The following is a 23,836-nucleotide window of genomic DNA, read 5'->3' as shown; positions in this document are numbered from 1 at the left end:
GCCGGCGCGGTGCTGGGCGGCATCGTCGGCGCGGTGGCCGGCCGCACCATCTCCCACGAGACCGGCGGCAGCAAGGGCAACGAGAACGTCTCCACCGTGCTCGGCGCCGGTGCCGGCGCGGTGGCCGGCAACGCCATCCAGAAGAACGTGACCAGCGATACCTACGACATCCAGGTCAAGATGGATGACGGCCGGGTCATCGTGGTCAACCAGCGCGACCTCGGCGGCATCCGCGAGAACACCTACGTGCGCGTGGTCAACGGCAAGGTCGTGCTGCGCTGAGGCAGCCTCCTTCCCCGGAAATGCAAAAAGGCCCGCAAGCGGGCCTTTTTGCTGGGCTCGGGACCGCGCCGTCAGACCGGCTGGACCGCATCCGCCTGCAGGCCCTTCTGGCCCTGCACCACGGTGAAGCTGACCTTCTGCCCTTCCTTTAGGCTCTTGAACCCCTGGATCTGGATCGCGCGGAAATGGACGAACACGTCCTCCCCGTTTTCGCGACTGATGAAGCCGAAGCCCTTGGCATCATTGAACCACTTGACGGTACCGGTCTCACGCTCTGACATCTCGACTACTCCCTGACGACGCTTTTATCGGATTGGTTAGACGGCAATGGGTGGCTGGTTGCAAGGAGAGAAGCGAGGTACAGGGCCCTACTGTTGGCGGATCGCCCCATCAGGCCACGATTCACGGTGACCTTGCCAAGCGCAGCGGCTGCAACTTAACCCGACCAAAACATCGTGTCAATCACCCCAAACCAATAATGTCAACCCCCATTCGCCCCTAATTTCCGGATTCCCCTACACGCCATGGACCCTTCATTCATCTATTACCTGATCGGTGCGGTGCTGGTGCTGGTCGGCTTTGCCGGCGTGCTGCTGCCTGCCCTGCCCGGCCTGCCGCTGGTATTCCTGGGCCTGCTGGTGGCCGCCTGGGGTGATGGCTTCGAGCGGGTGGGATGGATTCCGCTGGTATTGATCGGCCTGCTCACCGCGCTCTCCTTCCTGATCGACTTCCTGGCCACGGTCTATGGCGCGCAGCGATTGGGCGCCAGCGGCTGGGCGCTGTGGGGTTCGGCGATCGGGACGATCGTGGGCCTGTTCTTCCTGCCGATCGGGCTGTTCGTCGGGCCCTTCGCCGGCGCCTGGGTCGGCGAGTACTGGCACAGCCGGCGCCTGGGCCATGCCACGCGCGTGGGGCTGGGGACGTGGCTGGGCATCCTGCTCGGCACCGCGTCCAAGTTCGCGCTGGGCTTCTGCATGCTCGGCCTCTTCGTGCTCGCATGGTTCCTGTGAGCGGGCCGGCAGCGCGGCATGCCCGCGATCGGGTATTTTCTGCGCAGCCGGCCCCCATCCCCCGCACGGAGCACGTTGTCCCCATGAGCCGACCTCATTCCTGCCTGCTGCTCGCCCTGGCCGCCGCCCCGCTGGCCGCGCAGGCGCAGGAGACCACCGCCAGCCCGGCCTCGCCGTCGGCGTGCACCTCCATCTCCAGCGACGCGATGCGCCTGGCCTGCTACGACCGCGCGCTCGGCTACACCGCGGCCGACACCGCCCAGGCCGACGCCGCCGCCGAGGCCGCGCGCGAAGCCCAGCGCCAGACCCTGGCCGGCGCGCAGACCCGCGAGGAGCGCAAGCAGGCCAAGGAAATCTTCAAGGCCGACGACCCGAACGTGGCCAATGCCGGCCGCGGCTCGCTGCTCGACAGCCGCTGGGAACTGGCCAAGGACTCCAAGCTCGGCACCTTCCAGCTGCGCGCCTACAAGCCGGTGTACCTGCTGCCCGCGTTCTGGACCAGCAAGGTCAACGAGACGCCGAGCTCGCCGAACCCGAACAACACGGTGACCGACCCGCAGCCGCTGGACAGCACCGAGCTGAAGTTCCAGCTCAGCTTCAAGACCAAGGTGGTGGAAGACGTCTTCCACGACAACGGCGACATCTGGGTGGGCTACACCCAGAGCTCGCGCTGGCAGTCGTACAACGCCGAGGAATCGCGCCCGTTCCGCGAGACCAACTACGAGCCGGAAGCGATGCTGGTGTTCCGCAACAACTACGGCCTGTTCGGCTGGCGCGGTCGCATGACCGGCATCGCGCTGACCCACCAGTCCAACGGCCGCAGCGACCCGCTCTCGCGCAGCTGGAACCGGGTGATCCTCAACTTCGGCCTGGACCGCGAGAACTGGGCGCTGATGCTGCGCCCGTGGTTCCGCATCAAGGAAGACCGCAGCGACGACAACAACCCGGACATCGAGGATTACATGGGCCGCGGCGACGCCACGCTCGTGTACAACCGCAACGGCCACGAAGTCTCGCTGATGGCGCGGCACTCGCTGCGCGGCGGCGATCGCTCGCACGGCGCGCTGCAGCTGGACTACGGCTTCCCGATCACCAACCTGCTGCGCGGCCACGTGCAGGTGTTCGACGGCTATGGCGAGAGCCTGATCGACTACAACCACAAGGCGACCTACATCGGCGTGGGCGTCTCGCTGCTGGAGTGGTACTGAGGCTCAGGTCCAGTCGGTGATGCCTTCGCGCCGGTAGGTCTCCACGAAGGCCGGCCGGTCCTTCATCCGCCGCGCGTAGGCGCGCAGCGCCGGCCAGTCGTCGCTCGGCCGCGGCATGTTGCGCGACCAGCGCAGCAGCATGGTCATCATGAAATCCGCCGCGCTCGGCTGCGCGCCGAGCAGGTACGGACCGTGCGCGGCCAGGTGCGCCTCCAGCCGGTCCCACGCGCGCTCGATCACCGCACGCGCTTGCGTGCGCACCGCCTGCTCGTGGCCCGCCCCGGCCGGCTCGTCCGGGTAGAACCACGCGCGATACGCCGGCTGCAGCGTGTTCGCGCACCAGAACATCCAGCGGTAGTAGTCCGCCCGCGCCGCGCTGCCGGGCGCCGGGGCCAGGCCGGCGGCGGGGTGCTGGTCGGCCAGGTGCATCACGATCGCCGCCGCCTCGGTGAGCACCTGCCCCTCCAGCACCAGCGTGGGCACCACGCCGGCGGGATTGAGCGCCAGATAGTCGGCCGATTTCTGCTCGCGCCGTTCGAAATCCAGCGCGCGCAACTCGTGCGGGATGTCCAGTTCGATGAGCAGCCAATGGACCACCAGCGCGGCGGTGCTGGGCGAGTAGTACAGGACGGCACTCATCGACGACTCCGGCGGGAAGGGCCCGCCGATTGTACGCGGCGCGTCAGTTGCCGCAGCCCTGCAGGCACTGCGCGCGACGCTCCGAGCAGGTATCCACCGGCCCGCGCACGCTGCAGTCCAGCGCCTGCGCCAGGCAGTTGTTGCGCTTGGCCGGGTCGCTGATCTGGTCGCAGCGGTCGTGTTTGCCCGAAGTGGCCTGGCTGGTGCAGGTGGGCAGGTCGTGCGGGGTGGCCTGGCACTGGTCGAAGCCGGTGGCGCAGCGCTGGAAGCATTGGTCGGCCGACTGGTATTGCCGGTATTCGGGCGAACGCAGGAAGGCCGGTTCGCCGTTGTCGGTTCGCGATGCGCAGCCCGCCAGCAGTAGCACCCCGAGCCACGCGCATCCCTGTATCCAGCGCATCCGCATTCCGTGCTCCCTGAAACGAAGAAAGCCGGAGTATGCCCCGGCTTTCCCTTCGCTTCGACGACAAAACGGCTTACGCCGGCTCGACCACCACCGGAATCTTGCCGATCTTCGCCTGCCATTCGCGCGGACCGGTCTTGTGCACCGACTCGCCGCTCGAATCCACCGCGACCGTCACCGGCATGTCCTTGACCTCGAATTCGTAGATCGCCTCCATGCCCAGGTCTTCGAACGCCAGCACGCGGCTGGCCTTGATCGCCTTGGACACCAGGTAGGCCGAACCGCCCACCGCCATCAGGTAGACCGCCTTGTTGTCGCGGATCGCCTCGATCGCCGCATCGCCGCGCTCGGACTTGCCGACCATGCCCAGCAGGCCGGTCTGCTCCAGCATCTGGCGGGTGAACTTGTCCATGCGCGTGGCGGTGGTCGGGCCGGCCGGGCCGACGACCTCGTCGCGCACCGGGTCCACCGGGCCGACGTAGTAGATGAAGCGGTTGGTGAAATCCACCGGCAGCTTCTCGCCCTTGTTGAGCATGTCGACCATGCGCTTGTGCGCGGCGTCGCGGCCGGTGAGCAGCTTGCCGTTGAGCAGCAGCACTTCGCCGGGCTTGAACTGCGCCACTTCCTCGCGGGTGATCGTGTCCAGGTTCACCCGGCGCGCGTTCTGCGGGTTGTAGGTGAGCTTGGGCCAGTCTTCCAGCGACGGCGGGTCCAGCGCGACCGCGCCGCTGCCGTCCAGGGTGAAATGCGCATGGCGGGTGGCCGCGCAGTTCGGGATCATCGCCACCGGCAGGTTGGCCGCGTGGGTCGGGTAATCCTTGACCTTGATGTCGAGCACGGTGGTCAGACCGCCCAGGCCCTGCGCGCCGATGCCCAGCGCGTTGACCTTCTCGTACAGCTCCAGGCGCAGTTCCTCGGCGCGGTTGGACGCGCCGCGCTGCTGCAGCTCGGTGATGTCGATCGGCTCCATCAGCGCCTCCTTGGCCAGCAGCATCGCCTTCTCGGCGGTGCCGCCGATGCCGATGCCCAGCATGCCCGGCGGGCACCAGCCGGCGCCCATCGTCGGCACGGTCTTGAGCACCCAGTCGACGATCGAATCGGACGGGTTGAGCATGGCGAACTTGCTCTTGGCTTCCGAACCGCCGCCCTTGGCCGCCACGATCACGTCCACCGTATCGCCCGGCACGACCTTCACGTTGACCACCGCCGGGGTGTTGTCCTTCGTGTTCTGGCGCTTGCCGGCCGGGTCGGCCAGCACCGAGGCGCGCAGCTTGTTGTCCGGGTGGTTGTAGGCACGGCGCACGCCTTCGTTGACCATGTCCTCCACGCCCATCGTGGCGTCGTCCCAGCGCACGTTCATGCCGATCTCGAGGAACACGGTGACGATGCCGGTGTCCTGGCAGATCGGGCGGTGGCCCTCGGCGCACATGCGCGAGTTGATCAGGATCTGCGCGATCGCGTCCTTGGCCGCGGGCGACTGTTCGCGCTCGTAGGCGGCGGACAGGTTCTTGATGTAGTCGACCGGGTGGTAGTAGCTGATGTACTGCAACGCGTCGGCGACGCTCTGGATGAGGTCTTCCTGCTTGATCGAGGTCACGGCTGGCTCTGAAGGCTTGCGGGGAAACCCGACTATTTTAGGGCAAAGTGGCCCCGCGGCCGCCCCTGTCACGCCGGCACACCCTGTTCCGTCCTGGTGAGCATGAACACCGATCCCCTTTTCGAGCAGCACCGCCCCCGTCTGTTCAGCCTGGCCTACCGCCTGCTCGGCGCCCGCGCCGAGGCCGAGGACGTCGTGCAGGACGCCTGGCTGCGCTGGCACGGCAGCGACCGGGCGGCGATCCAGGACCCGGAAGCGTGGCTGGTCACCGCCACCACCCGGCTGGGGCTGGACCGCCTGCGCGCCGCGCGTACCGCCCGCCGCCACTACATCGGCCCGTGGCTGCCCGAGCCGCTGGAGATCAGCGAGGAGCCCGGCCCCGAACAGCGCCGCGAGCAGGCCGAACAGGTCTCGCTGGCGCTGCTGGCGGTGCTGGAGCGGCTCGGCCCGGAAGAACGCGCCGCGTTCCTGCTCAAGGATGCCTTCGACTACGACTACGCCCGCATCGGCGAACTGCTCGGCCACAGCGAGGCCAACTGCCGGCAGCTGGTACACCGTGCGCGCACCCGGCTGCAGGCCGAGCGGCCGCGCTTCGAAGTGCCGCGCGCCCGTCATCGCGAACTGCTGGCGCGCTTCATGGACGCCTCGCAGTCCGGCGATACCGGCGCGATTACCGCGCTGCTGGACAGCAACGCGCGGCTGGTCTCCGACGGCGGCGGCAAGGTCACCGCCACGCTGCGCCCGTTGCTCGGCGCCGAACGCATCGCCCGCCTGTACTGGGCGGTGGCGCGGCGCGGGCTGGGGCTGCAGGCGCGCCTGGGCATGGTCAACGGCGAGCCGGCGATCCTGCGCCACCACCCGGACGGCCGGCTGCATTCGGCCACGCTGGCGGTGATCGACGGCGATCGCATCGTCGAACTGCTGACGCTGATGAACCCGGACAAACTCCCGCCGGCCTGATCGCACGCATCTGTCACGCGCCTTCGCGCTGGCGCGTCCTGGATATCGAAAGCGGCCACCGTGGCCGCTGCCAAGGAGATATCCATGAACTTCCATCGCGTCGACTACACCCAGCACCTGCCTACCGCCTTCAAGGGCCTGTCCACCGCCAGCATGCAGGTGCATGCCGGCAGCATCGGCGCCGAACTGGCCGAGCTGCTGTTCCTGCGCGTCTCGCAGATCAACGGCTGCGCCTACTGCATGGACATGCACTCCACCGCGCTGCGCAAGGCCGGGGTGGAGCAGCGCAAGCTGGACACCGTCGCCGGCTGGCATGACAGCCGCTTCTTCGACGCGCGCGAACGCGCCGCGCTGGCCTGGGCCGAAGCGCTCACCCGCCTGCCCGACGGCGCGCCGGCCGATGCGACCTACGAGGCGCTCAAGGCGCACTTCGACGACAAGGAAATCGCCGAGGTGACCATGGCCGTCGCGCTGATCAACGCCTGGAACCGCCTGGGCGTGGGCCTGCAGCCCGAGCTGCCGTAAGCGGCCCGCCGGCCGGCCGTGCCGGACACCTGCGTGCAACACGCCACCGCTACGGTCTGCGTTCCCTGCCCCCCGCGGAGTTGCACGATGGACGACAAGCACGGCCTGCCGGTGTTCGCCGGCGAAGTCACCCTGCCCCTGGCCGCCAACGACGACAGCCCCGCGGTGCGCCACCGCCTGCTGCTCTGCGCGCCGGAATACTTCGCGGTGGATTACGTCATCAACCCGTGGATGGCCGGCCACGTCCACGACACCGACCCCGCGCGCGCGACCAGCCAGTGGCAGGCATTGCAGGCCCAGCTGGCCGCGCACGCCGAGGTGGACCTGCTCGCCCCGGCCCCCGGCTTGCCGGACCTGGTGTTCACCGCCAACGCCGGCCTGGTGCAAGGCAACACCTTCGTGCCCAGCCGCTTCCGCCACGCCGAACGCCGCGGCGAGGAGCCGCTGTGCATCGACTGGTTCCGCCGCGCCGGCTACCGCATCCGTCCGCTGCCCGAGCCGCTGCACTTCGAGGGCGCCGGCGATGCGCTGTTCGACCGTGGCCAGCGCCGGCTGCTGTGGATGGGCCACGGCCACCGCTCCGACGCCGCCGTCGCGCCGGAACTGGAGCGCATGCTCGACGTGGACGTGGTGCCGCTGCGGCTGGTCGATGCGCGCTTCTACCACCTGGACACCTGCTTCTGCCCGCTGCGCGATGGCCGCCTGCTGTACTACCCGGCCGCCTTCGACGAGATCGCCCAGTCGCGCATCGCCTCGCGGATCCCGGCGCACATGCGCATCGCCGTCGAGGAAGCCGACGCGCTGGCCTTCGCCTGCAACGCGGTGGACCTGGACGATGCCATCGTGCTCAACCGCGCCAGCCCGGCGCTGCGCCAGGCGCTGGCCGCCTGGGGCTACCGCACCGTCGAGACCCCGCTGGACGAATTCCTCAAGTCCGGCGGCGCGGCCAAGTGCCTGACCCTGCGCCTGGACGAGTAAGCGCTTCCTTGCCGCCGTCGTCACGACGGCGGGCACAGCATGGCGGTCTTCACCTCGAGCAGGGATGGCCATGTCCGTTTCAAACGCCCCGATTCCCGACCAGCGGCTGGTCGACGACGTCATCCGCGCGCTGGCCGACGAGGCCGACATCGACGCCGGCGAAATCCTCATCCAGGTGCAGGATGGCCACGTCCTGCTCAGCGGCGACGTCCCCGAGCGCGCGATGAAGCAGCGCGCCGAGCGGCTGGTGGCCACGCTGCCGGGCGTGGCCGGCGTGCGCAACCTGCTCAACGTGGACGACGGCAGCGCCTCCTTCGGCCCGCCGGGCCAGGCCGTGCGCGGCGCCGACCACCAGGGCGGCCCGGGCTCGACGGCCGAATTCGACCTGGAAGAAGACGGCTGATCGTCGCGCCCCGGTTCCGCTCGCCCCGCCGCGGGGCGAGAATTCCCGCATGAGTCCTCCCGCCGCACCGGCGCGCCAGCCCAGCCTGCGCGAACGCTTCCATGCCCTGCGCAACCTGCCGCCGTTCCTGCGCCAGATCTGGCAGACCAGCCCCGGGCTGACCCTGTCCAGCCTCGGCCTGCGCCTGGTGCGCGCGCTGATGCCGGTGGCCACGCTGTACATCGGCAAGCTGATCATCGACGAGGCGATCCGCCTGGCCGGCGGCACGCCGGGCCTGCACGACCTCGGCACGGCGCTGGCCAGCGGCCAGCTCGACCACCTGCTCACCCTGCTGGCGCTGGAACTGGGGCTGGCGATCGGCTCGGACCTGCTCGGCCGGCTGGTGGCCTACGCCGACAACCTGCTCTCGGAGCTGTTCAACAACGCCACCAGCGTGCGCCTGATGGAGCACGCCGCGCTGCTGGACCTGGAGGACTTCGAAGACCCCGAACTGCAGGACCGCCTGGACCGCGCGCGGCGCCAGAGCATGGGCCGCATGAACCTGATGAGCCAGCTGTTCGGCCAGGTGCAGGACGCCATCACCGTGGCCAGCTTCGCCATCGGCCTGCTGGTGTACGCGCCCTGGCTGATCGCGCTGCTCGCGGTGGCGCTGGTGCCGGCGTTCGTGGGCGAATCGCACTTCAACGCGCTGGGCTATTCGCTCAACTACCAGTGGACGCCGGAGCGGCGCCAGCTCGATTACCTGCGCCAGGTCGGCGCCAGCGTCGAGACCGCCAAGGAAGTGAAGATCTTCAACCTCCACCGTTTCCTGGTGGAGCGCTACCGGCAACTGGCCGAACGCTACTACTTCGCCAACCGCGCATTGGCACGCCGCCGCGCACTGTGGGGCACGCTGCTCGCGGCGCTGGGCACGCTCGGCTACTACGTCGCCTATGCGTACATCGCCTGGCGCACCATCCGCGGCGATTTCAGCATCGGCGATTTGACCTTCCTCGCCGGCAGCTTCCTGCGCCTGCGCCAATTGCTGGAGGGCTTGCTGATCGGCTTTTCGCAGGTGGCCGGGCAGGCCCTGTACCTGGACGACCTGTTCTCGTTCTTCGCCATCGAACCGGAAATCGCCTCGCGCCCGGACGCGGTGCCGGTACCCCGGCCGATCACCCGCGGCTTCGTGTTCGAGAACGTCGGCTTCCGCTACCCGGACGCCGGGCAATGGGCGGTGCGGCACCTGGACTTCGAGCTGCGTGCCGGCGAGGTACTGGCGCTGGTGGGCGAAAACGGCGCCGGCAAGACCACACTGGTGAAGCTGCTCGCGCGGCTCTACGACCCGGACGAAGGCCGCATCCTGCTCGACGGCCGCGACCTGCGCGACTACGACCTGGACGACCTGCGCGCCAACATGGGCGTGATCTTCCAGGACTTCGTGCGCTACCACCTGAGCGCGGGCGAGAACATCGGCGTGGGCCGGGTCGAGGCGATGGACGACCAGCCGCGCATCGAGGCCGCCGCGCGCCGCGCGCTGGCCGACGAGGTGATCGACGCGTTGCCGCATGGCTATGAACAGTTGATCGGCCGCCGCTTCAAGAGCGGCGTGGACCTCTCCGGCGGACAGTGGCAGAAGATCGCCATCGCACGCGCCTACCTGCGCGATGCACAGGTGATGATCCTCGACGAACCCACCGCCGCGCTCGACGCGCGCGCCGAGTACGAGGTGTTCCAGCGTTTCAAGGACCTGTCCTCGCAACGCACCGCCGTACTGATCTCGCACCGCTTCTCCAGCGTGCGCATGGCCGACCGCATCCTGGTGCTGGCCAACGGCCGCCTCGAAGCGGCCGGCACCCACGAACAGCTGATGGCCGAGGGCGGCCGTTACGCGGAGCTGTTCGAACTGCAGGCCGCTGGCTATCGTTGAGCCTTCCCGACGACCCGAGGTTTACCGCATGACCCAGGCCGCCCGCCCCCTGCTCCTCCCGCTCGCCCTCGGCCTGGCCCTGCTCGCCGGCTGCGGCAAGCACGACGCCGACACCGCCGCCACGCCCAGCGCCCGCAGCGCCGAGGCCGCCACCCCGCGCCCATTGCCGAGCCAGGCCGGGCAGATCCAGGTCCGCGAACTCGCCACCGGCCTGGACCATCCGTGGGGTTTGGCCCTGATGCCCGACGGCGGCTTCCTGGTCACCGAACGCAGCGGCGCGCTGCGCCGCATCGGCGCAGACGGCAGCGTCTCGGCGCCACTGGCCGGCGTGCCGGCGGTGTATGCGCGCGGCCAGGGTGGCCTGCTTGATATCGCCCTCGCCCCGGACTTCGCCCAGAGCCGCCATGTCTACCTGAGCTACGCCGAACCGGGCGAAGGCGTGCTGGCCGGCACCGCGGTGGCGCGCGGCGTGCTCGGCGACGCCGGCCTCGAACAGGTGCAGGTGATCTACCGCCAGCTGCCGAAGGTGGACGCCGAAAACCACTTCGGCTCGCGCCTGGCGTTCGATGGCCAGGGCCATGTCTTCATCAGCCAGGGCGAGCGCACGATGCGGATGATGTCCCAGCAGCTGGACAAGCTGCAGGGCAAGCTGGTGCGCCTGAACCTCGACGGCAGCGTCCCGGCGGACAACCCGTTCGTGTCCCAGGACGGCGCGCGCCCGGAGATCTGGAGCTACGGCCACCGCAACTCGCAGGGCCTGGCGTTCGACCCGCGCAGCGGCAAGCTGTGGGAGAGCGAGCACGGCCCGCGGGGTGGCGACGAGATCAACCTGCCCGAGCCGGGCAAGAATTACGGCTGGCCCCTGATCACCTACGGCATCGACTACTCCGGCCAACCGATTTCCGAATCCGTCGGCCAATCCCGCGAAGGCCTGGAACAGCCCTACCACTACTGGCCCAAATCCCCGGGCGTGAGCGGCATGGCGTTCTACACCGGCCATGCGGGCAGCGCCTGGAACGACAGCCTCTTCCTCGGCTCGCTGGCCGAGCGCAACCTCATCCGCCTGACCCTGGACGGCGAGCGCATCACCGGCGAAGAGCGCCTGCTGGGCGAACTGGAACAACGCATCCGCGACGTGCGCGTGGGCGCGGACGGCAAGGTCTACGTCCTGACGGACGAAGAGCAGGGCCAACTCCTGCAGATCGAGCCGCCAAAGGCATGAAGGCACGCGCCTTGGCTTGTGTCATCCGGTCGAGCTGATGCGAGGGGTCCGCAGGGGCGAAGCGCTTTCGGGACCGTTGGCGACATGGATGTCGCCGACGAGCCCCCATGGATGGGTACACGGCGTGTCCCGAAAGCGCTTCGCCCCCGCGGGCCGTGCAGCCCAGCCGGCCAGCCGACCAATGCCCCGAAAAACCCACCCCAATGAGAGCCGCTCGCATTTGGGGTAGAATTGGTACGGATTCCCCCATAAGAACTCCCCGGCATGTCTTCCGCTTTCGGCGCCGAAACGGTGCTCGAGGTCCGGCACTGGACCGACGACTACTTCAGCTTCACCACCACCCGTGACAGCGGCTTCCGCTTCGAGAACGGCCAGTTCGTCATGATCGGCCTGGAGACGGAAACCCGCCCGCTGCTGCGCGCCTATTCCATCGCCAGCGCCAACTGGGAAGAACAGCTCGAATTCTTCAGCATCAAGGTGCCCAACGGCCCGCTGACCTCGCGCCTGCAGCACATCAAGCCCGGCGACCAGGTCCTGGTCGGCAAGAAGCCCACCGGCACCCTGCTCATCTCCGACCTGCACCCCGGCCGCCACCTCTACCTGCTCGGCACCGGCACCGGCCTGGCCCCGTGGCTGTCGGTCATCAAGGACCCGGAAACCTACGAACGCTTCGACAAGGTGATCCTCACCCACGGCGTGCGCTTCGTGAAGGACCTTGCTTACCGCGGCTACTTCGAAAAGGACCTGCCCGAGCACGAGTTCCTCGGCGACACCCTGCGCGACAAGCTGCTCTACTACCCGGCGGTGACCCGCGAGGACTTCCCCAACCGCGGCCGCCTCACCGAGCTGATGGAAAACGGCGAAATGCAGCGCACCCTCGGCCTGCCGCCGCTGGATGTCGCCAACGATCGCTTCATGATCTGCGGCAGCCCGCAGATGCTCGCCGACCTGCGCACCGTGCTCGACGCGCGGGGCTTCCAGGCCTCGCCGCGCATCGGCCAGCCCGGCCACTACGTGTTCGAACGCGCCTTCGTCGAGAAGTGATCGCCCGGGGGCCACGCGCCCCCGTGCTCGCCATAGCGCAACCAGCGTTCGGCGGCGGCCTCGTCGTCGAACACCTGCGCCCGGAACCCGCGCTCGATCAGCGAGAGGTTCAACACCTCCAGCTCCGTATAGCGCGGCCAGCGCCCCACGAACGCCAGCGGCATCGTGCGCAGCGCATCGATGTCCAGCGACGCCAGCACGTCGTGCCACTGCCCCGGCGAGGCCAGCGTGCCCTCGCGCGCATCCACCGCCAGCACGCCGCTGGCCTGGCAGCGTGCCGCTTCCTCGGTCAGCCGCGTCCAGCAGGCCAGCCGCGATTGATGGGTGTCGGTGACCCCGCTGATCTCCACGCGCAACGCGCTGCCCATCGCCCGGAACGCCAGGCGACACTCGCCCGCCGCCCACGTCGACTCAACGCAGCACATGCTCGATCCGCGTGGCGAGCGCCTGGGGCCTGGTGGTCGGTGAGAACCGCGCGCGCACCGCGCCCTCGCGATCGACGAGGAACTTGGTGAAGTTCCACTTCACCCGCGTGGTGCCCAACAGTCCACGACGTTCGCGCCGCAGCCATTGCCACAGCGGGTCGGCGCCGTCGCCGTTGACCTCGATCTTGCGCGAGAGCGGGAAATCCACGTCGTATTCGAGCGCGCAGAACATGCGGATCGCCTCGTCGCTGGCCGGCTCCTGCGCCCCGAACTGGTTGCACGGAAAGCCGATCACCACCAGGCCGCGCTCGCGGTACTCGCGCCACAGCGCCTGCAGCCCGGTGTACTGCGGCGTGAAGCCGCAACGCGAGGCCACGTTCACCAGCAGCAACGCCTGGCCGCGATACGCGGACAGCGGATGGCGCACGCCCGCGCTGTCGTGGTAGCTGAAATCGTAGACGGTGGTCACTGCATCCCCCTGCATCTGCACGGCCAGCATAATCCAGGCCGCCGCCGCGTGCGCGCCGGCTTGAATTGCCGCCCGGCCCGGCACACCATCGGCACGGGTCCTTCGTGGAAACCGGGCATGGCCACGTCCGTCGATGCGCTGTCGCAGGGCTTCATCCACATGCGCATCGTGCTGGGCATGGTGGTCGGCCTGGGCCTGACCCACCTGCTGCGCCAGCTCGCGCGCATCATCGAACACCCCGGCCGCAAGCGCGTGTACTGGGTGCACCTGGTCTGGGCCGGGTCGATGTTCCTGTACCTGCTCTCGTTCTGGTGGTGGGAATACCGGCTCAGCCTGGTGACCCAGTGGACGTTCAACCTCTACCTGTTCGTCACCCTCTACGCCCTGCTGCTGTACCTGCTGTGCACGCTGGTGCTGCCGGAAAACATCGACGAATACGCCGACTGGCGCGATTACTTCTACCAGCGCCGGGCCTGGTTCTTCGGCCTGCTCGCGCTGGCCTACGTGATCGACCTGGCCGACACCCGCATCAAGGGCGCCACCTATTTCGCCGCGCTGGCCCCGGAAATGCTCGCGCGCGACCTGGCCTTCGACGCATTCAGCCTGATCGCCCTCGCCACCCGCAACGCCACCTACCACGCGGTATTCGCCCTGGCCGGGCTGGCCTACCAGCTGCTCTTCATCGTCCGCCAGTTCGAAGTGCTGTAGAACCGGTATGTCGCATGTCTTTCGTCACGGGCGGCCGGCCCGGGGCATCGGGTAGCCTCGGGGATTCCGTATTCTGTGAGGAGTCCTCCTTGACCACCCGCCTTGCCCTGGCCCTGGCCGTCGCCCTCGGCGCGACCACTCCCGCCTTCGCCAACGCCCTCGATGCCATGAGCGCTACCGCCGCCACTGCCGCCACCCCGGCCTCGGCCAACCCGTTCTTCAGCGAAAGCCCGCTGCCGCTGCACTACCCGCAGTTCGACAAGATCCAGGACAGCGACTTCGCCCCCGCCTTCGATGCCGGCATGGCGCAGCAGCTCAAGGAAGTGGAGGCCATCGCCAACAACAAGGCCAAGCCGACCTTCGACAACACGATCATCGCGCTGGAGAAGAGCGGCCAGGTGCTGGACCGCGCCACCACGGTGTTCTTCAACCTGGTAGGCACCGACACCAACGACACCCGCAAGCAGCTGCAGGCCGACTACTCGGCGAAGTTCGCCGCGCACCGCGATGCGATCTCGCTCAACGGCAAGCTGTTCGCGCGTATCCAGGCGCTGTACGACAAGCGCGATACGCTGGACCTGGACGCCGAAGGCGTGCGCCTGGTCGAGAAGTACTACACCGATTTCGTGCGCGATGGCGCCAAGCTCTCCGACGCCGACAAGGCGACGCTGAAGTCGATGAACGCCGAGATGGCGCGCCTGGGCACGCAGTTCAGCCAGAACGTGCTGGCCGAGGTGAACGCCGCCGCCGTCGTGGTGGATGACGTCAAGCAGCTCGACGGCCTGTCCGAGGAGCAGATCTCCGCCGCCGCCGAAGCGGCCAAGGCGCGCAAGCTCGACGGCAAGTACGTCATCGCCCTGCTCAACACCACCGGCCAGCCGCCGCTGGCGCAGCTGAAGAACCGCGAACTGCGCCAGCGCATCTTCGAGGCCTCGGTGAACCGCGGCAGCCACGGCGGCGAGTTCGACAACACCGCGCTGGTCGCGCGCATCATGAAGCTGCGCGCCGACAAGGCGAAGCTGCTGGGCTTCCCGACCTACGCGGCGTATTCGCTGGAAAACCAGACCGCCAAGACGCCCGAAGCGGTCAACGCGATGCTGGGCCAGCTGGCCCCGCCGGCGGTGGCCAACGCCAAGCGCGAGGCGGCCGACCTGCAGAAGATGATCGACGCCGAGCAGAAGGCCGCGCGCAAGCCGACCTTCAAGCTGGAGCCGTGGGACTGGGCGTTCTACAGCGAGAAGGTGCGCCAGGCGAAGTACAACTTCGACGAATCGCAGCTCAAGCCGTACTTCGAGTTCAAGAACGTGCTGGAGAACGGCGTTTTCTATGCCGCCAACCAGGAATACGGCCTGACCTTCAAGGAGCGCCACGACCTGCCGAAGTACCGCGACGACATCTACATCTATGACGTGTTCGACGCGGACGGCAAGCAGCTGGCGATCTTCATCCACGATCCGTACGCGCGTGCTTCCAAGCGCGGTGGCGCCTGGATGAACTCGTACGTGTCGCAGTCGGCGCTGACCGGTGACCGGCCGGTGGTGGCCAACCACCTCAACATCCCCAAGCCGCCGGCCGGCCAGCCGACGCTGCTGACGTGGGATGAAGTGACGACGATGTTCCATGAGTTCGGCCATGCGCTGCACGGCATGTTCTCGGACGTGAAGTACCCGTACTTCTCGGGCACGAGCGTGCCGCGCGATTTCGTGGAGTTCCCGTCGCAGGTGAACGAGATGTGGGCCGACTATCCGTCGATCCTGCAGCACTACGCCAAGCACTACCAGACCGGTGCGGCGATGCCGCAGGCGCTGCTGGACAAGGTGGTGGCGGCGTCGAAGTTCAACCAGGGCTTCGCAACGACCGAGTACCTGGGCGCGGCGATGCTGGACCAGAACTGGCACCAGCTGTCGGCCGACAAGGTGCCGGACGCGGCCGGCGTGATGCCGTTCGAGGTGCAGTCGCTGGCCGCCGATGGCATCGCCTATGCGCCGGTGCCGCCGCGTTACCGCACGCCGTACTTCAGCCACATCATGGGCGGGTATGCGGCGGGCTATTACGCGTACATCTGGTCCGAGGTGCTGGACGCGAACACGCAGCAGTGGTTCCGCGAGCACGGTGGCCTGAGCCGCGAGAACGGCGACCACTTCCGCAAGACGCTGCTGTCCAAGGGCGGCAGCGTGGATGCGATGCAGCTGTTCCAGAACTTCGCCGGCCATGCGCCGCAGATCGAGCCGCTGCTCGAGAAGCGCGGGCTGACCAGCGGGGGCGAGGCGGCTGCGCCGGCTGGGAAGTAAGGTCCTGCTGCTTTGCTTGAAGAAAAGGCCGCCCTTCGGGGCGGCCTTTTTTGTTTGCGGGGTTGCTGTTGGGTGGGGCGCGCGAAGGGTCGCGAAAGCGCCGCGGAAGGTTCGGCGCGCGACGACCGGAGGCCAGGCCGCTCGACAGTGCACCGGCGCGGCACGATGGATCTTGCGTCGCCGGCGCTACACGGCTGCTTCAACCTCCGGCGCGTCCTCTGCCGGCTGGGTCGTGACGCTTGCCCGCTTCAACTCAATCACCCGCGAAGCAGCGGCGATCGTCTCCTGCCGGTGCGCGATGATGATGCGGGTCAGCCGCAGGCCACTCACCACATCATTGACCTTCCGCTCGTTGGCGCCGTCGAGGTGGCTGGTCGCTTCATCCAGGATCAGCAGCTGCGGCTTGCGGTAGAGCGCGCGCGCCAGCAGCACGCGCTGGCGCTGGCCGCCGGACAGCGCCGCGCCCATATCGCCGATCGGGGTGTCGTAGCCCATCGGCATCGCCATGATCTCGTCGTGGATCTGCGCCATGCGCGCGGCCGCTTCGACGTCTTCGCGCTTGCCGTCGGCGGCGAAGAAGCTGATGTTGGCGGCGATCGAGCCGGCGAACAGGCTGTCGTCCTGCAGTACCGCGGCGGCGGCGTCGCGGAAGCGGGCCTTGCCAAGCTGGCGGATGTCCACGCCGCCCCAGCGTATCTCGCCGGCGTCGGGTTCCAGCAGGCCCAAGATCAGCTTGGCCAGCGTCGATTTGCCGTTGCCCGAGGCCCCGACAATGGCCACGCATTCGCCTTCGGCGATGTCCATGTCCAGCCCGTCCAGCACCCAGGGCTCGTTGCTGCCATAACGAAAGCGCAGTCCTCGCACCTGCAATGCGCCGCCGCGTGCGGCCAGTGCGCCCTCGCCTGCCAGCGCGGCTTCCGGGCGCGCGGTGGCGATCTCGGCGATGCGCTCGGCATGCATGCCGAGCATGCGGATTTCGTAAAGCTGGTTGACGAAGTTCGCGCTGCGGGTGGAGAAGAGGTCGGCATAGGCGATGAAAGCGACCAGCATGCCGGCGGTCATCTCGCCCGCCATCACCAAGGTGGCGGCATACCAGATGACGCCGACGCGAAACACGCCGAACAGCAGGCCGTTGGCCAGTTCGAACCCCAACTGCCAGCGCTGCACCACCACGTCGCGGTTGATCGTTTCGGCCAGCGCATTGCCGTAGCCACCCAACCGGCTGGCCTGTTGGTTGGCCAGTTGCAGCGAGCGGATGCCGCGGATGGCCTCGAGCAGGTTGGACTGCTGGCGCGCGGCCTGGGCGATCTTCTCCTCGCTCGCGCGCCGCAACGGGGCGAAAAAATACGTGCGCAGGCCCAGGTAGGCCGCGAACGCCACCACCACCCACACCGCCAGCTTGGCGCTGTAGAGGAACATCAGCACCAGCGTGAACACGCACATCACGCCGTCGAGCACGGTGGCGACAAACTGGCTGGAAAGCACGTTCTGGATCGACTTCACCGAGGTGAAGCGCGAGACCACGTCGCCGACATGACGGCGTTCGAAGAAGGTCGCCGGCAGGTGCAGCAGGTGCCGGAACAGGTTGGACTCCCACTGGTGGTTGAGGTTGGCGCCCAGCCAGGTGATGTTCCAGGCGCGCAAGGCGGTCACCACCGGGCGGAAGATCGCCAACAGGCCGAAGCCCAGGCCGATCAGCACCAGCAGGCTCTCGTCGCGTGCCACCACCACCTGGTCCAGCACCCATTGCATGTAGAACGGCGCCACCAGGGTGAAGCCCTCGATCACCAGCGATAGCGCCAGCACGTGCAGCAACGCGCGCTTGAGCCCGCTCACCTGCCCCAGCACCGTGCCCAGCGAGGCCTTGCGCCGACGCCGCACGCGCTGGAAGTCCAGGCTGGGTTCCAGCTCCAGCGCCACGCCGGTGAAGTGCCGGCCCACTTCGGTCATCGGCATCGTCACCACGCCGCGCGCCGGGTCGTGGATCACCACGATGTCGCGCCGTACTTCCTTGAGCACCACGAAATGGTCCAGGTCCCAGTGCAATACACAGGGTGCCTGCAGCTGCGCCAGCTCCTCCAGTTCCAGGCGCAGCGCGCGCGGGGTGAGCTTGAGCGCGATGGCGTCGCGCATCAGGCTCAGCAGCGTCACGCCTTTCATCGATACCGGGTCGCGCTGGCGCAGTTCACCCAGCGAGATGCCGTTGCCGTGGTAGTTGGCCACCATCACCAGGCAGCACAGCCCACACTCGGCGAACTCGCTCTGCTGCACCATCGGCAGCCGGTCCAGGCCACGCGGCTTGATGGCCGGGCGGATCACGTCATCCATGGCGATTCCTCAGTCCATCACTCTGCGGCCGAAGCCCAACGCCGGGCCCAGCACCCATTCGATCAGCCGCCGCCGCTCCAGCATCACGTCGGCCTGGCAGGTCATGCCGGGCAACAGTCCGTAGCGGCGCCCCTCGCCTTCCATCGCCTGCGTATCCAGCGCGACGGTGGCGGTGTAGTAGCTGGCGCTCGCGCCGGCTGAGGCGATGCCTTGCAGGTCCGCGCCGCGGGTGGGGTTGCGATCCACCGCGACGACGCGCCCGGCCAGGTGGCCGTACTTCTGGTACGGAAACGCATCCAGGCGCATCAACACGCGCTGCGCCGGCTCGACGAAGCCAGCCGCCTCGCCATTGATGAGCAGCGTGGCTTCCATGCGGCCGTTCGCCGGAAGCACCGACACCATCACCTGCCCCGCCTGCACCACGATGCCGGCCTTTACCGGCAACGCGGTGATGACGCCGTCCACCGGCGAGAGCGTGCGCCAGGTGCGCCGGGCCTCCTGTTCGATGACCGCCTGCTGCAGGCGGCTGATGTCGCCGTGGATCGCATTGCCGCGGCTGCGGCGCTCGATCGGCAGGCGCGCCAGGTCGCTATGCGCCACCGCCAACTGCTCTTCGAGCTGGCTGATCTGCACGCGCATCGACTTCTCCTGCACCTGCACGGAAATCAGTTCCTTGCGGGTGGATTCGAATTCGGCCTGCGAAAGGTATTGCTGCGCGCGCAGGCGCTCGTAACGCTGCTGGCGGCTGCGCAGCACGCCGATCTGCTCGTCGAGCAGGCCACGCTGGTCGAGCAGCGCGGTGCGCTGCACCTGCAGGCCGGCGATGCGCTGCCGCAGGTCGGCGGCCTTGAGGTCGAAGCCGCGCATGCTGCCGTCCAGCTCGTCGGCCGCCAGGTCACGCTGGGTGCGCAGTTCGCCGGCGATGGCACGGTTGACGTCGCTGGAATCCTCGCCGCCCTGCTGCACGGCGTATTCCACCAGCGGCTGGCCCTTCTTCACCACCTGCCCGCGCTGCACCAGCAGGCGCGACACCACCGAGGCACGGTCGGCATGCACCTGCACCAGGCCCACGGTGGAGGTGACCTCGCCGGTCACCGTCACCCGGCGCGTGTAGCGCCCCATGCACACGAACACCAGCGCCGCCACGAACAGCGCGGTGAACACGCCGGTATAGATCGTGGTGGCGACCGGCGTGGCCAGGCGTATCCGGCCCAGCGGCGAGGATTGCGCCGCCGCCACCGCCTCATCACGGAACAGTCGCGACATCGGGCGTCCTGATCGAATCGAGCAGGGCCAGCAGGCCCAGGATGCTGGCGTTGCCCGAAGACGGCGGCGCCAGCAGTTCGAAACCGTCGTTGACGGCGAAGCCCATCGGCAGCTTCTCTGCGAGCAGGTGGCGGGCGATGGCCACCTGCGGATCAACCAGCGTGACCAGCCCCTGCACGTCGCGCGCGAACATGCGCGCGTGGTCGCTGACCACGGCGATCGGCAGCGGGTCGTGCGAGGTCGTGGCGTGTTCGGACAACCGGGCCAGCAGCGTGTGGCAGCTCACGCACGAGGACGACAACGCCACCACCACCAGCCCCGGCGCATGGCCGACGAGTTCGGCCACCGTGCGTGCCTGTCCCTGCGAGGTATGGCCGAGGACGCGATCACCTTCGAGCCGTTCCGGTAGTTGGCCCTCCAGTTTCTCGGGCCGGTAGAACGCGGTCTGGTAGCGGCGCAGGCGCAGCCAGAGGTAGAAGCCCGCGGCAAGCACGGCACCGGCCACGGGGGTGAGCCAGCGCGCGAGGCCGGTATCGAGCAGGCCGTGCTGGCGCCAGATCACGAAGTCGAACAGCAGCGCGAGCACCAGCAGCACGAGGTGCAACGCGGGGCCGCGCGGTGTCAGCGCGCCGAAGCAATCGCAAGGCGCCTGCCGTCCGCGCAACAGCGAGAGCACCGCGCCGCCCGCCACCACGGCGGTGATGAAAGCAGCGCCCGCGCCTTTCGCCACCGCACCCAGCGGCAGCCACAGCAGCGCGACGGACAGCAGCAACAGGCCCTGCAGCGCGGGATGGCTGTCCCAGCGGCGGCTGCCCGAAGGAAACACGCGTTTGGCCATCACCGAGGACAGCCCCAGCAGCGCGAGCAACGCGCAGGCCATGACGAGCAACCCCACTCCGGGGGTCGATGGCATCGACATTCCCTATCTCCGTTTGTTGCGGTCGAGGAGCCATGCCCGGGAAAACCCGGGCATGGCCGTGGCGTCAGCCAGCCTGCATCAGCAGACCTGGGTGCCGCCGTCGCACAGGATGCAGTCGGTCATCAGGTACCACAGGAAGCCGCCCAGCGACGGGCCGCAACCGGCGGCGCGGCCGCCGCTGACTTCGACGATTTCCTTGGCAGTGAGCTTGCGCATGTAAAACTCCTTTTCTAGCAATGGAACCAGGCTCGAACGCCTGGCTATCGGGCACGTCATGTGCCCAATGCGGTGTCACGCGCAGGGAAGCCCCGCCAGCGGAAAGCCGGCCCTGCGCGGAAGCAACACGGGCGCGGATGCACTGCATCCGCGCGGAAAGATCAGTGCACCTGCATCCGTCGCAGGACCTGCGCGCCCAGCGCGGTGACCAGTACCGCGGCGAGCACCGCGCCGGCCATCCATGCAGGGGAAACCGGCTGCAAGGCATGGATCGGCATCGACCAGGGAAAGTACCCCGCCGCCTGGCCCATCGTGCCGGCGCCAAGCAGCGCGACCAGCGTGGCCACCAACCCCACGCCGATGGCGCCGACAAAACTTTCCAGCCGAATGGAGACCAGCAATTGCACCGCCGCCAACGCCAGCGCGGCGGCGAACGTGGCGCCGAGCTGGCGGCTGAGGAAAACAGCTGCCTCGCCGAGCGCGCCGGGTGCCAGGCCAAAGGCCGCGCAGGCCACCAGCGCCAATACCCACAGCACGACATGCGCGAGCAGCAGCAGCCCGAACAGGTTCACGCTCTTGGCCATGTACAGCGAGGTGCGCGATACCGGCAGCGCGAGCAGGTACTTCCACTGCCGGTTGGCATGTTCGAGCTGGGCGATCAGCACCGCCTGCAGCGTGGCCATGATCGGCAGCAGGAAACTGGCCCAGATGCGCAGCAGCGTGTCCAGGTAGGCCTGCCAGCGCGGCATGCCCTTGGAGGCGGCGAGTGTGTCGAGGTTGGCGAGCACGAACAGGCTCAACAGCACCGCGCATACCGGCGCGGCGATGGCCAGCCCGCGGGCCAGCGTGCGTTTCAGTTTGGCGTGCTCGGCGAGCACGCAGGCCATCCATGTGCTCATGCGGCCTGCCCCTCGCCGGTGGCCAGCGCGAAGAACCGCTCCAGGCTGTCATGCCGCGCGCCCAGCGCGTGCACGTCGATACCGGCCAACACCAGTTCGCGGTTGATCGCGGCGGCTTCCTCGGCGGGCGCATCCACCAGCAGCACGCCATCGGCCTGCTTCACCGCGCGCCCGGCCTGCGCCAGCAGCGCGGTGGCGCGCGCCAGGTCGCCGCATTCCACGCGCAACTGCCGCGCGCGCAGTGTCTCCAGCTCGCCCTGCGCCAGCAAGCGGCCCTGGTGCAGCAGGCCCACGTGCGTGGCGACCTTCTCGACATCGTCGAGCAAGTGGCTGGAAAGAAAGATCGTCATGCCCTGCTCACGCACCAGCGTGCGCATCAGCGAACGCATGTCCGCCATGCCTGGCGGATCAAGGCCGTTGCTCGGTTCATCGAGCACGAGCAGGCGCGGACGACCGAGCAGCGCCAGCGCCAGCCCGAGCCGCTGGCGCATGCCCAGCGAATAGTGTTTGACCAGGCGTTCGGCCGCATCGAGCAGGCCTACCGTGCGCAGCGCGTCGTCGATCTGCGACCGCGCGCAGCCCAGCAGCAGCGCGGTGATCCGCAGGTTCTCGCGACCGCTGAGGTGCGGATACAACGAAGGCCCCTCGACCATCGAACCGATATGCGGCACCGCGCGCGGATCTTCCGAACGCGGCGCGCCATCGATGAGCACCTGGCCGCGCGTGGCGCGCAAAAGGCCGAGCAGCAGTCGGATCGTGGTGGTCTTGCCCGCGCCGTTCGGGCCGAGAAAAGCGTAGATGGCCCCCGACGGCACGGCCAGGTCGAGGTCCCACACACCGGCATTTTCACTGTAGGCGTGACTCAAGCCCACGGTCTGAATCATGGCCGCGGTCATCGCCGCGCCCCCATCCTTGAGGTTTGCATGTCCTTGTTCCCCATTGCGAGCCATCCACCATCACTGCACGAGGCTCCCCAGCATCGCGGCCCTTGCGGGCAAACAGTGACTTCGCGGGCACCTTACCGGCCCGCGCGGAAAACTGTCAACGCCATGCGTCGGCGTGGCGTTGACAGCCCGCGCGTGAAGACCGCGCTTGCGTGATGCGGTTCACGCACTGGCCCCACGCTTATCCGCGCGGATGCACCACCACGGTCGCGGTCATGCCCGCCGCCAGTACCGTGCCCTGCGGCAAGTGGTCGGCATCGATGTGCACGCGCACCGGGATGCGCTGCGCCAGGCGCACCCAGTTGAAGGTCGGGTCGACGTTGGCGAGCAGATCGCCACCGGCCGGGTTGTCGGCGTCGGTGATGCCGTGCGCGACGCTTTCGATCGTGCCCGGCAGTTGCGCGCCGCCACTCATCAGCCGCACTTCGACCGGGTCGCCGACATGCAGCGCAGGCAGCTTGGTTTCCTCGAAGTAGCCGTAGATCCAGAACGAATGCTGGTCGATCACCGCCACGCGCGCGGCGCCCGCATTGGCGTAATCGCCGGTGCGCACGTCGAGGTTGGTGACGTAGCCATCCACCGGCGCGCGCACTTCGGTGCGTTCGAGATTCAGTGCAGCGGCGGCGAGCGCCACCTGCGCCTGCGCGACGGCGGCCACGGCTTCCTGCTGCGCGGCGGTGGCCTGGCGCTGGCTGGCGTTGGCCTGCGCCACGCCGGCACGCGCGGCATTGGCCGCGGCCAGCGCGTCGCTGCGCGATTCATCGGAAATCAGGCTGCCCTGGATGCGCTGGCGGCGCTCGTACTGGGTCTGGTACTTCACCAGGTTGGCGGCCTGTTCGGCGGCACTGGCACCAGCGGCCTGGATGCTGGCACCCGCCGCGCGCGCGGCGGCCTGCGCGGCGGCGAGGTTGGCCTGCGCCTTGTCCAGCTCGAAGCGGTAGCGCGCCTGGTCGATGACGAACAGCAGCTCGCCCTTGCGCACCTGCTGGTTGTCCTTTACCGCGACTTCGGTCACCAGCCCGGCGACATCCGGCGCCACGCGCACCACTTCGGCGCGCACGCGGCCGTCGCGCGTCCAGGGCGAATACATGTAGTGCTTCCACAGCGCCATGGCCACCGCCACGGCAATCAGGACGACCACGGCGGTCAGGCAGAAACGCATCAGCGACAACAGGCGGGGATTCATGGGGA

General features: G+C 68.4%; 24 protein-coding genes and 1 pseudogene. 12 read left to right on the top strand and 13 right to left on the bottom strand.

Annotated features, from left to right (window positions below):
• Positions 1-282, top strand: a pseudogene (locus ARC20_RS04780) (glycine zipper 2TM domain-containing protein); the annotation flags it as partial.
• A 71-nt stretch (positions 283-353) separates the two neighbouring features.
• Here the strand turns inward: ARC20_RS04780 and ARC20_RS04775 are convergent.
• Complete coding sequence (locus ARC20_RS04775) at positions 354-563, bottom strand: cold-shock protein (RefSeq protein WP_057645133.1); 210 nt, start codon at positions 561-563, stop codon at positions 354-356.
• A gap of 243 nt (positions 564-806) precedes the next feature.
• Here ARC20_RS04775 and ARC20_RS04770 point away from each other — a divergent pair, with 243 nt between their 5' ends.
• Positions 807-1,292 (top strand): DUF456 domain-containing protein, encoded by a 486-nt coding sequence (locus tag ARC20_RS04770; protein WP_057645130.1) that lies wholly within the window; start codon positions 807-809, stop codon positions 1,290-1,292.
• 83 nt (positions 1,293-1,375) lie between these two features.
• Entirely contained in the window at positions 1,376-2,500 is a 1,125-nt protein-coding gene (locus ARC20_RS04765; protein WP_057645128.1) for a phospholipase A, read from the top strand.
• A gap of 3 nt (positions 2,501-2,503) precedes the next feature.
• On the opposite strand, the gene ARC20_RS04760 is transcribed toward ARC20_RS04765, so the two are convergent.
• The 3 genes from ARC20_RS04760 to ARC20_RS04750 form a co-directional block, all read right to left on the bottom strand.
• Positions 2,504-3,139, bottom strand: coding sequence for a glutathione S-transferase family protein (locus ARC20_RS04760; protein WP_057645125.1), 636 nt, complete (start codon positions 3,137-3,139; stop codon positions 2,504-2,506).
• Between the two features lie 43 nt (positions 3,140-3,182).
• A complete protein-coding gene (locus ARC20_RS04755) occupies positions 3,183-3,539 on the bottom strand; it encodes a hypothetical protein (protein WP_081418032.1) in 357 nt (118 codons plus the stop codon).
• Between the two features lie 76 nt (positions 3,540-3,615).
• Positions 3,616-5,139, bottom strand: a complete 1,524-nt coding sequence (locus tag ARC20_RS04750; protein ID WP_057645119.1) for a fumarate hydratase — start codon at positions 5,137-5,139, stop codon at positions 3,616-3,618.
• Between the two features lie 102 nt (positions 5,140-5,241).
• On the opposite strand from ARC20_RS04750, the gene ARC20_RS04745 reads away from it, so the two are divergent.
• The 7 genes from ARC20_RS04745 (at position 5,242) to ARC20_RS04715 (ending at position 12,180) form a co-directional block, all read left to right on the top strand.
• Positions 5,242-6,099: an RNA polymerase sigma-70 factor gene (locus ARC20_RS04745; RefSeq protein ID WP_057645116.1), complete on the top strand. Its 858-nt coding sequence runs from the start codon at positions 5,242-5,244 to the stop codon at positions 6,097-6,099.
• A gap of 84 nt (positions 6,100-6,183) precedes the next feature.
• Positions 6,184-6,624 (top strand): carboxymuconolactone decarboxylase family protein, encoded by a 441-nt coding sequence (locus ARC20_RS04740; RefSeq protein ID WP_057645114.1) that lies wholly within the window; start codon positions 6,184-6,186, stop codon positions 6,622-6,624.
• Positions 6,625-6,711: 87 nt separating this feature from the next.
• Positions 6,712-7,602: a dimethylarginine dimethylaminohydrolase family protein gene (locus ARC20_RS04735; RefSeq protein ID WP_081418031.1), complete on the top strand. Its 891-nt coding sequence runs from the start codon at positions 6,712-6,714 to the stop codon at positions 7,600-7,602.
• A 70-nt stretch (positions 7,603-7,672) separates the two neighbouring features.
• Positions 7,673-8,005 (top strand): BON domain-containing protein, encoded by a 333-nt coding sequence (locus tag ARC20_RS04730; RefSeq protein WP_161809469.1) that lies wholly within the window; start codon positions 7,673-7,675, stop codon positions 8,003-8,005.
• A gap of 49 nt (positions 8,006-8,054) precedes the next feature.
• On the top strand, positions 8,055-9,914 hold the full coding sequence (locus tag ARC20_RS04725) for an ABC transporter ATP-binding protein (protein ID WP_057645109.1): 1,860 nt from the start codon (positions 8,055-8,057) through the stop codon (positions 9,912-9,914).
• Between the two features lie 28 nt (positions 9,915-9,942).
• Positions 9,943-11,136 carry a PQQ-dependent sugar dehydrogenase gene (locus ARC20_RS04720; protein ID WP_081418030.1) on the top strand — a complete coding sequence of 398 codons (1,194 nt, stop codon included), beginning with the start codon at positions 9,943-9,945 and terminating at the stop codon, positions 11,134-11,136.
• Between the two features lie 264 nt (positions 11,137-11,400).
• Complete coding sequence (locus tag ARC20_RS04715) at positions 11,401-12,180, top strand: ferredoxin--NADP reductase (RefSeq protein WP_057645106.1); 780 nt, start codon at positions 11,401-11,403, stop codon at positions 12,178-12,180.
• On the opposite strand, the gene ARC20_RS04710 is transcribed toward ARC20_RS04715, so the two are convergent.
• Together ARC20_RS04710 and ARC20_RS04705 are read right to left on the bottom strand one after the other, a co-directional pair.
• Positions 12,147-12,605, bottom strand: a complete 459-nt coding sequence (locus ARC20_RS04710) for a hypothetical protein (protein WP_146165830.1) — start codon at positions 12,603-12,605, stop codon at positions 12,147-12,149. The two genes, ARC20_RS04715 and ARC20_RS04710, sit on opposite strands and share 34 nt — an antisense overlap.
• A complete protein-coding gene (locus tag ARC20_RS04705) occupies positions 12,592-13,074 on the bottom strand; it encodes a glutathione peroxidase (RefSeq protein WP_057645150.1) in 483 nt (160 codons plus the stop codon). The genes ARC20_RS04710 and ARC20_RS04705 overlap by 14 nt, the downstream gene beginning before the upstream one ends.
• 117 nt (positions 13,075-13,191) lie before the next feature.
• On the opposite strand from ARC20_RS04705, the gene ARC20_RS04700 reads away from it, so the two are divergent.
• Together ARC20_RS04700 and ARC20_RS04695 are read left to right on the top strand one after the other, a co-directional pair.
• Positions 13,192-13,782 carry a hypothetical protein gene (locus ARC20_RS04700; RefSeq protein ID WP_057645101.1) on the top strand — a complete coding sequence of 197 codons (591 nt, stop codon included), beginning with the start codon at positions 13,192-13,194 and terminating at the stop codon, positions 13,780-13,782.
• Between the two features lie 89 nt (positions 13,783-13,871).
• Positions 13,872-16,073, top strand: a complete 2,202-nt coding sequence (locus tag ARC20_RS04695; protein ID WP_057645095.1) for a M3 family metallopeptidase — start codon at positions 13,872-13,874, stop codon at positions 16,071-16,073.
• 186 nt (positions 16,074-16,259) lie between these two features.
• On the opposite strand, the gene ARC20_RS04690 is transcribed toward ARC20_RS04695, so the two are convergent.
• The 7 genes from ARC20_RS04690 to ARC20_RS04665 form a co-directional block, all read right to left on the bottom strand.
• On the bottom strand, positions 16,260-18,401 hold the full coding sequence (locus ARC20_RS04690; RefSeq protein WP_081418029.1) for a peptidase domain-containing ABC transporter: 2,142 nt from the start codon (positions 18,399-18,401) through the stop codon (positions 16,260-16,262).
• A gap of 9 nt (positions 18,402-18,410) precedes the next feature.
• Positions 18,411-19,667 carry a beta-barrel domain-containing protein gene (locus tag ARC20_RS04685; protein ID WP_057645094.1) on the bottom strand — a complete coding sequence of 419 codons (1,257 nt, stop codon included), beginning with the start codon at positions 19,665-19,667 and terminating at the stop codon, positions 18,411-18,413.
• A complete protein-coding gene (locus ARC20_RS04680; RefSeq protein WP_146165829.1) occupies positions 19,648-20,580 on the bottom strand; it encodes a hypothetical protein in 933 nt (310 codons plus the stop codon). The genes ARC20_RS04685 and ARC20_RS04680 overlap by 20 nt, the downstream gene beginning before the upstream one ends.
• A gap of 84 nt (positions 20,581-20,664) precedes the next feature.
• On the bottom strand, positions 20,665-20,802 hold the full coding sequence (locus ARC20_RS18505) for a hypothetical protein (protein WP_161809468.1): 138 nt from the start codon (positions 20,800-20,802) through the stop codon (positions 20,665-20,667).
• Positions 20,803-20,963: 161 nt separating this feature from the next.
• The gene (locus ARC20_RS04675) at positions 20,964-21,701 is read right to left on the bottom strand and encodes an ABC transporter permease (protein ID WP_081418028.1); all 738 of its coding nucleotides are present in this window, start codon (positions 21,699-21,701) and stop codon (positions 20,964-20,966) included.
• Positions 21,698-22,585, bottom strand: coding sequence for an ABC transporter ATP-binding protein (locus tag ARC20_RS04670; protein ID WP_161809467.1), 888 nt, complete (start codon positions 22,583-22,585; stop codon positions 21,698-21,700). Before ARC20_RS04670 ends, ARC20_RS04675 begins: the two co-directional genes overlap by 4 nt.
• A gap of 241 nt (positions 22,586-22,826) precedes the next feature.
• Positions 22,827-23,831: an HlyD family secretion protein gene (locus ARC20_RS04665; protein WP_057645078.1), complete on the bottom strand. Its 1,005-nt coding sequence runs from the start codon at positions 23,829-23,831 to the stop codon at positions 22,827-22,829.
• Positions 23,832-23,836: the final 5 nt, after the last annotated feature.

This window comes from Stenotrophomonas panacihumi, from assembly GCF_001431645.1.
Taxonomy (GTDB): domain Bacteria; phylum Pseudomonadota; class Gammaproteobacteria; order Xanthomonadales; family Xanthomonadaceae; genus Stenotrophomonas_A; species Stenotrophomonas_A panacihumi.
Note: the sequence above shows the minus strand (reverse complement) of the source record. Positions and strands in the feature narration are given on the sequence as shown.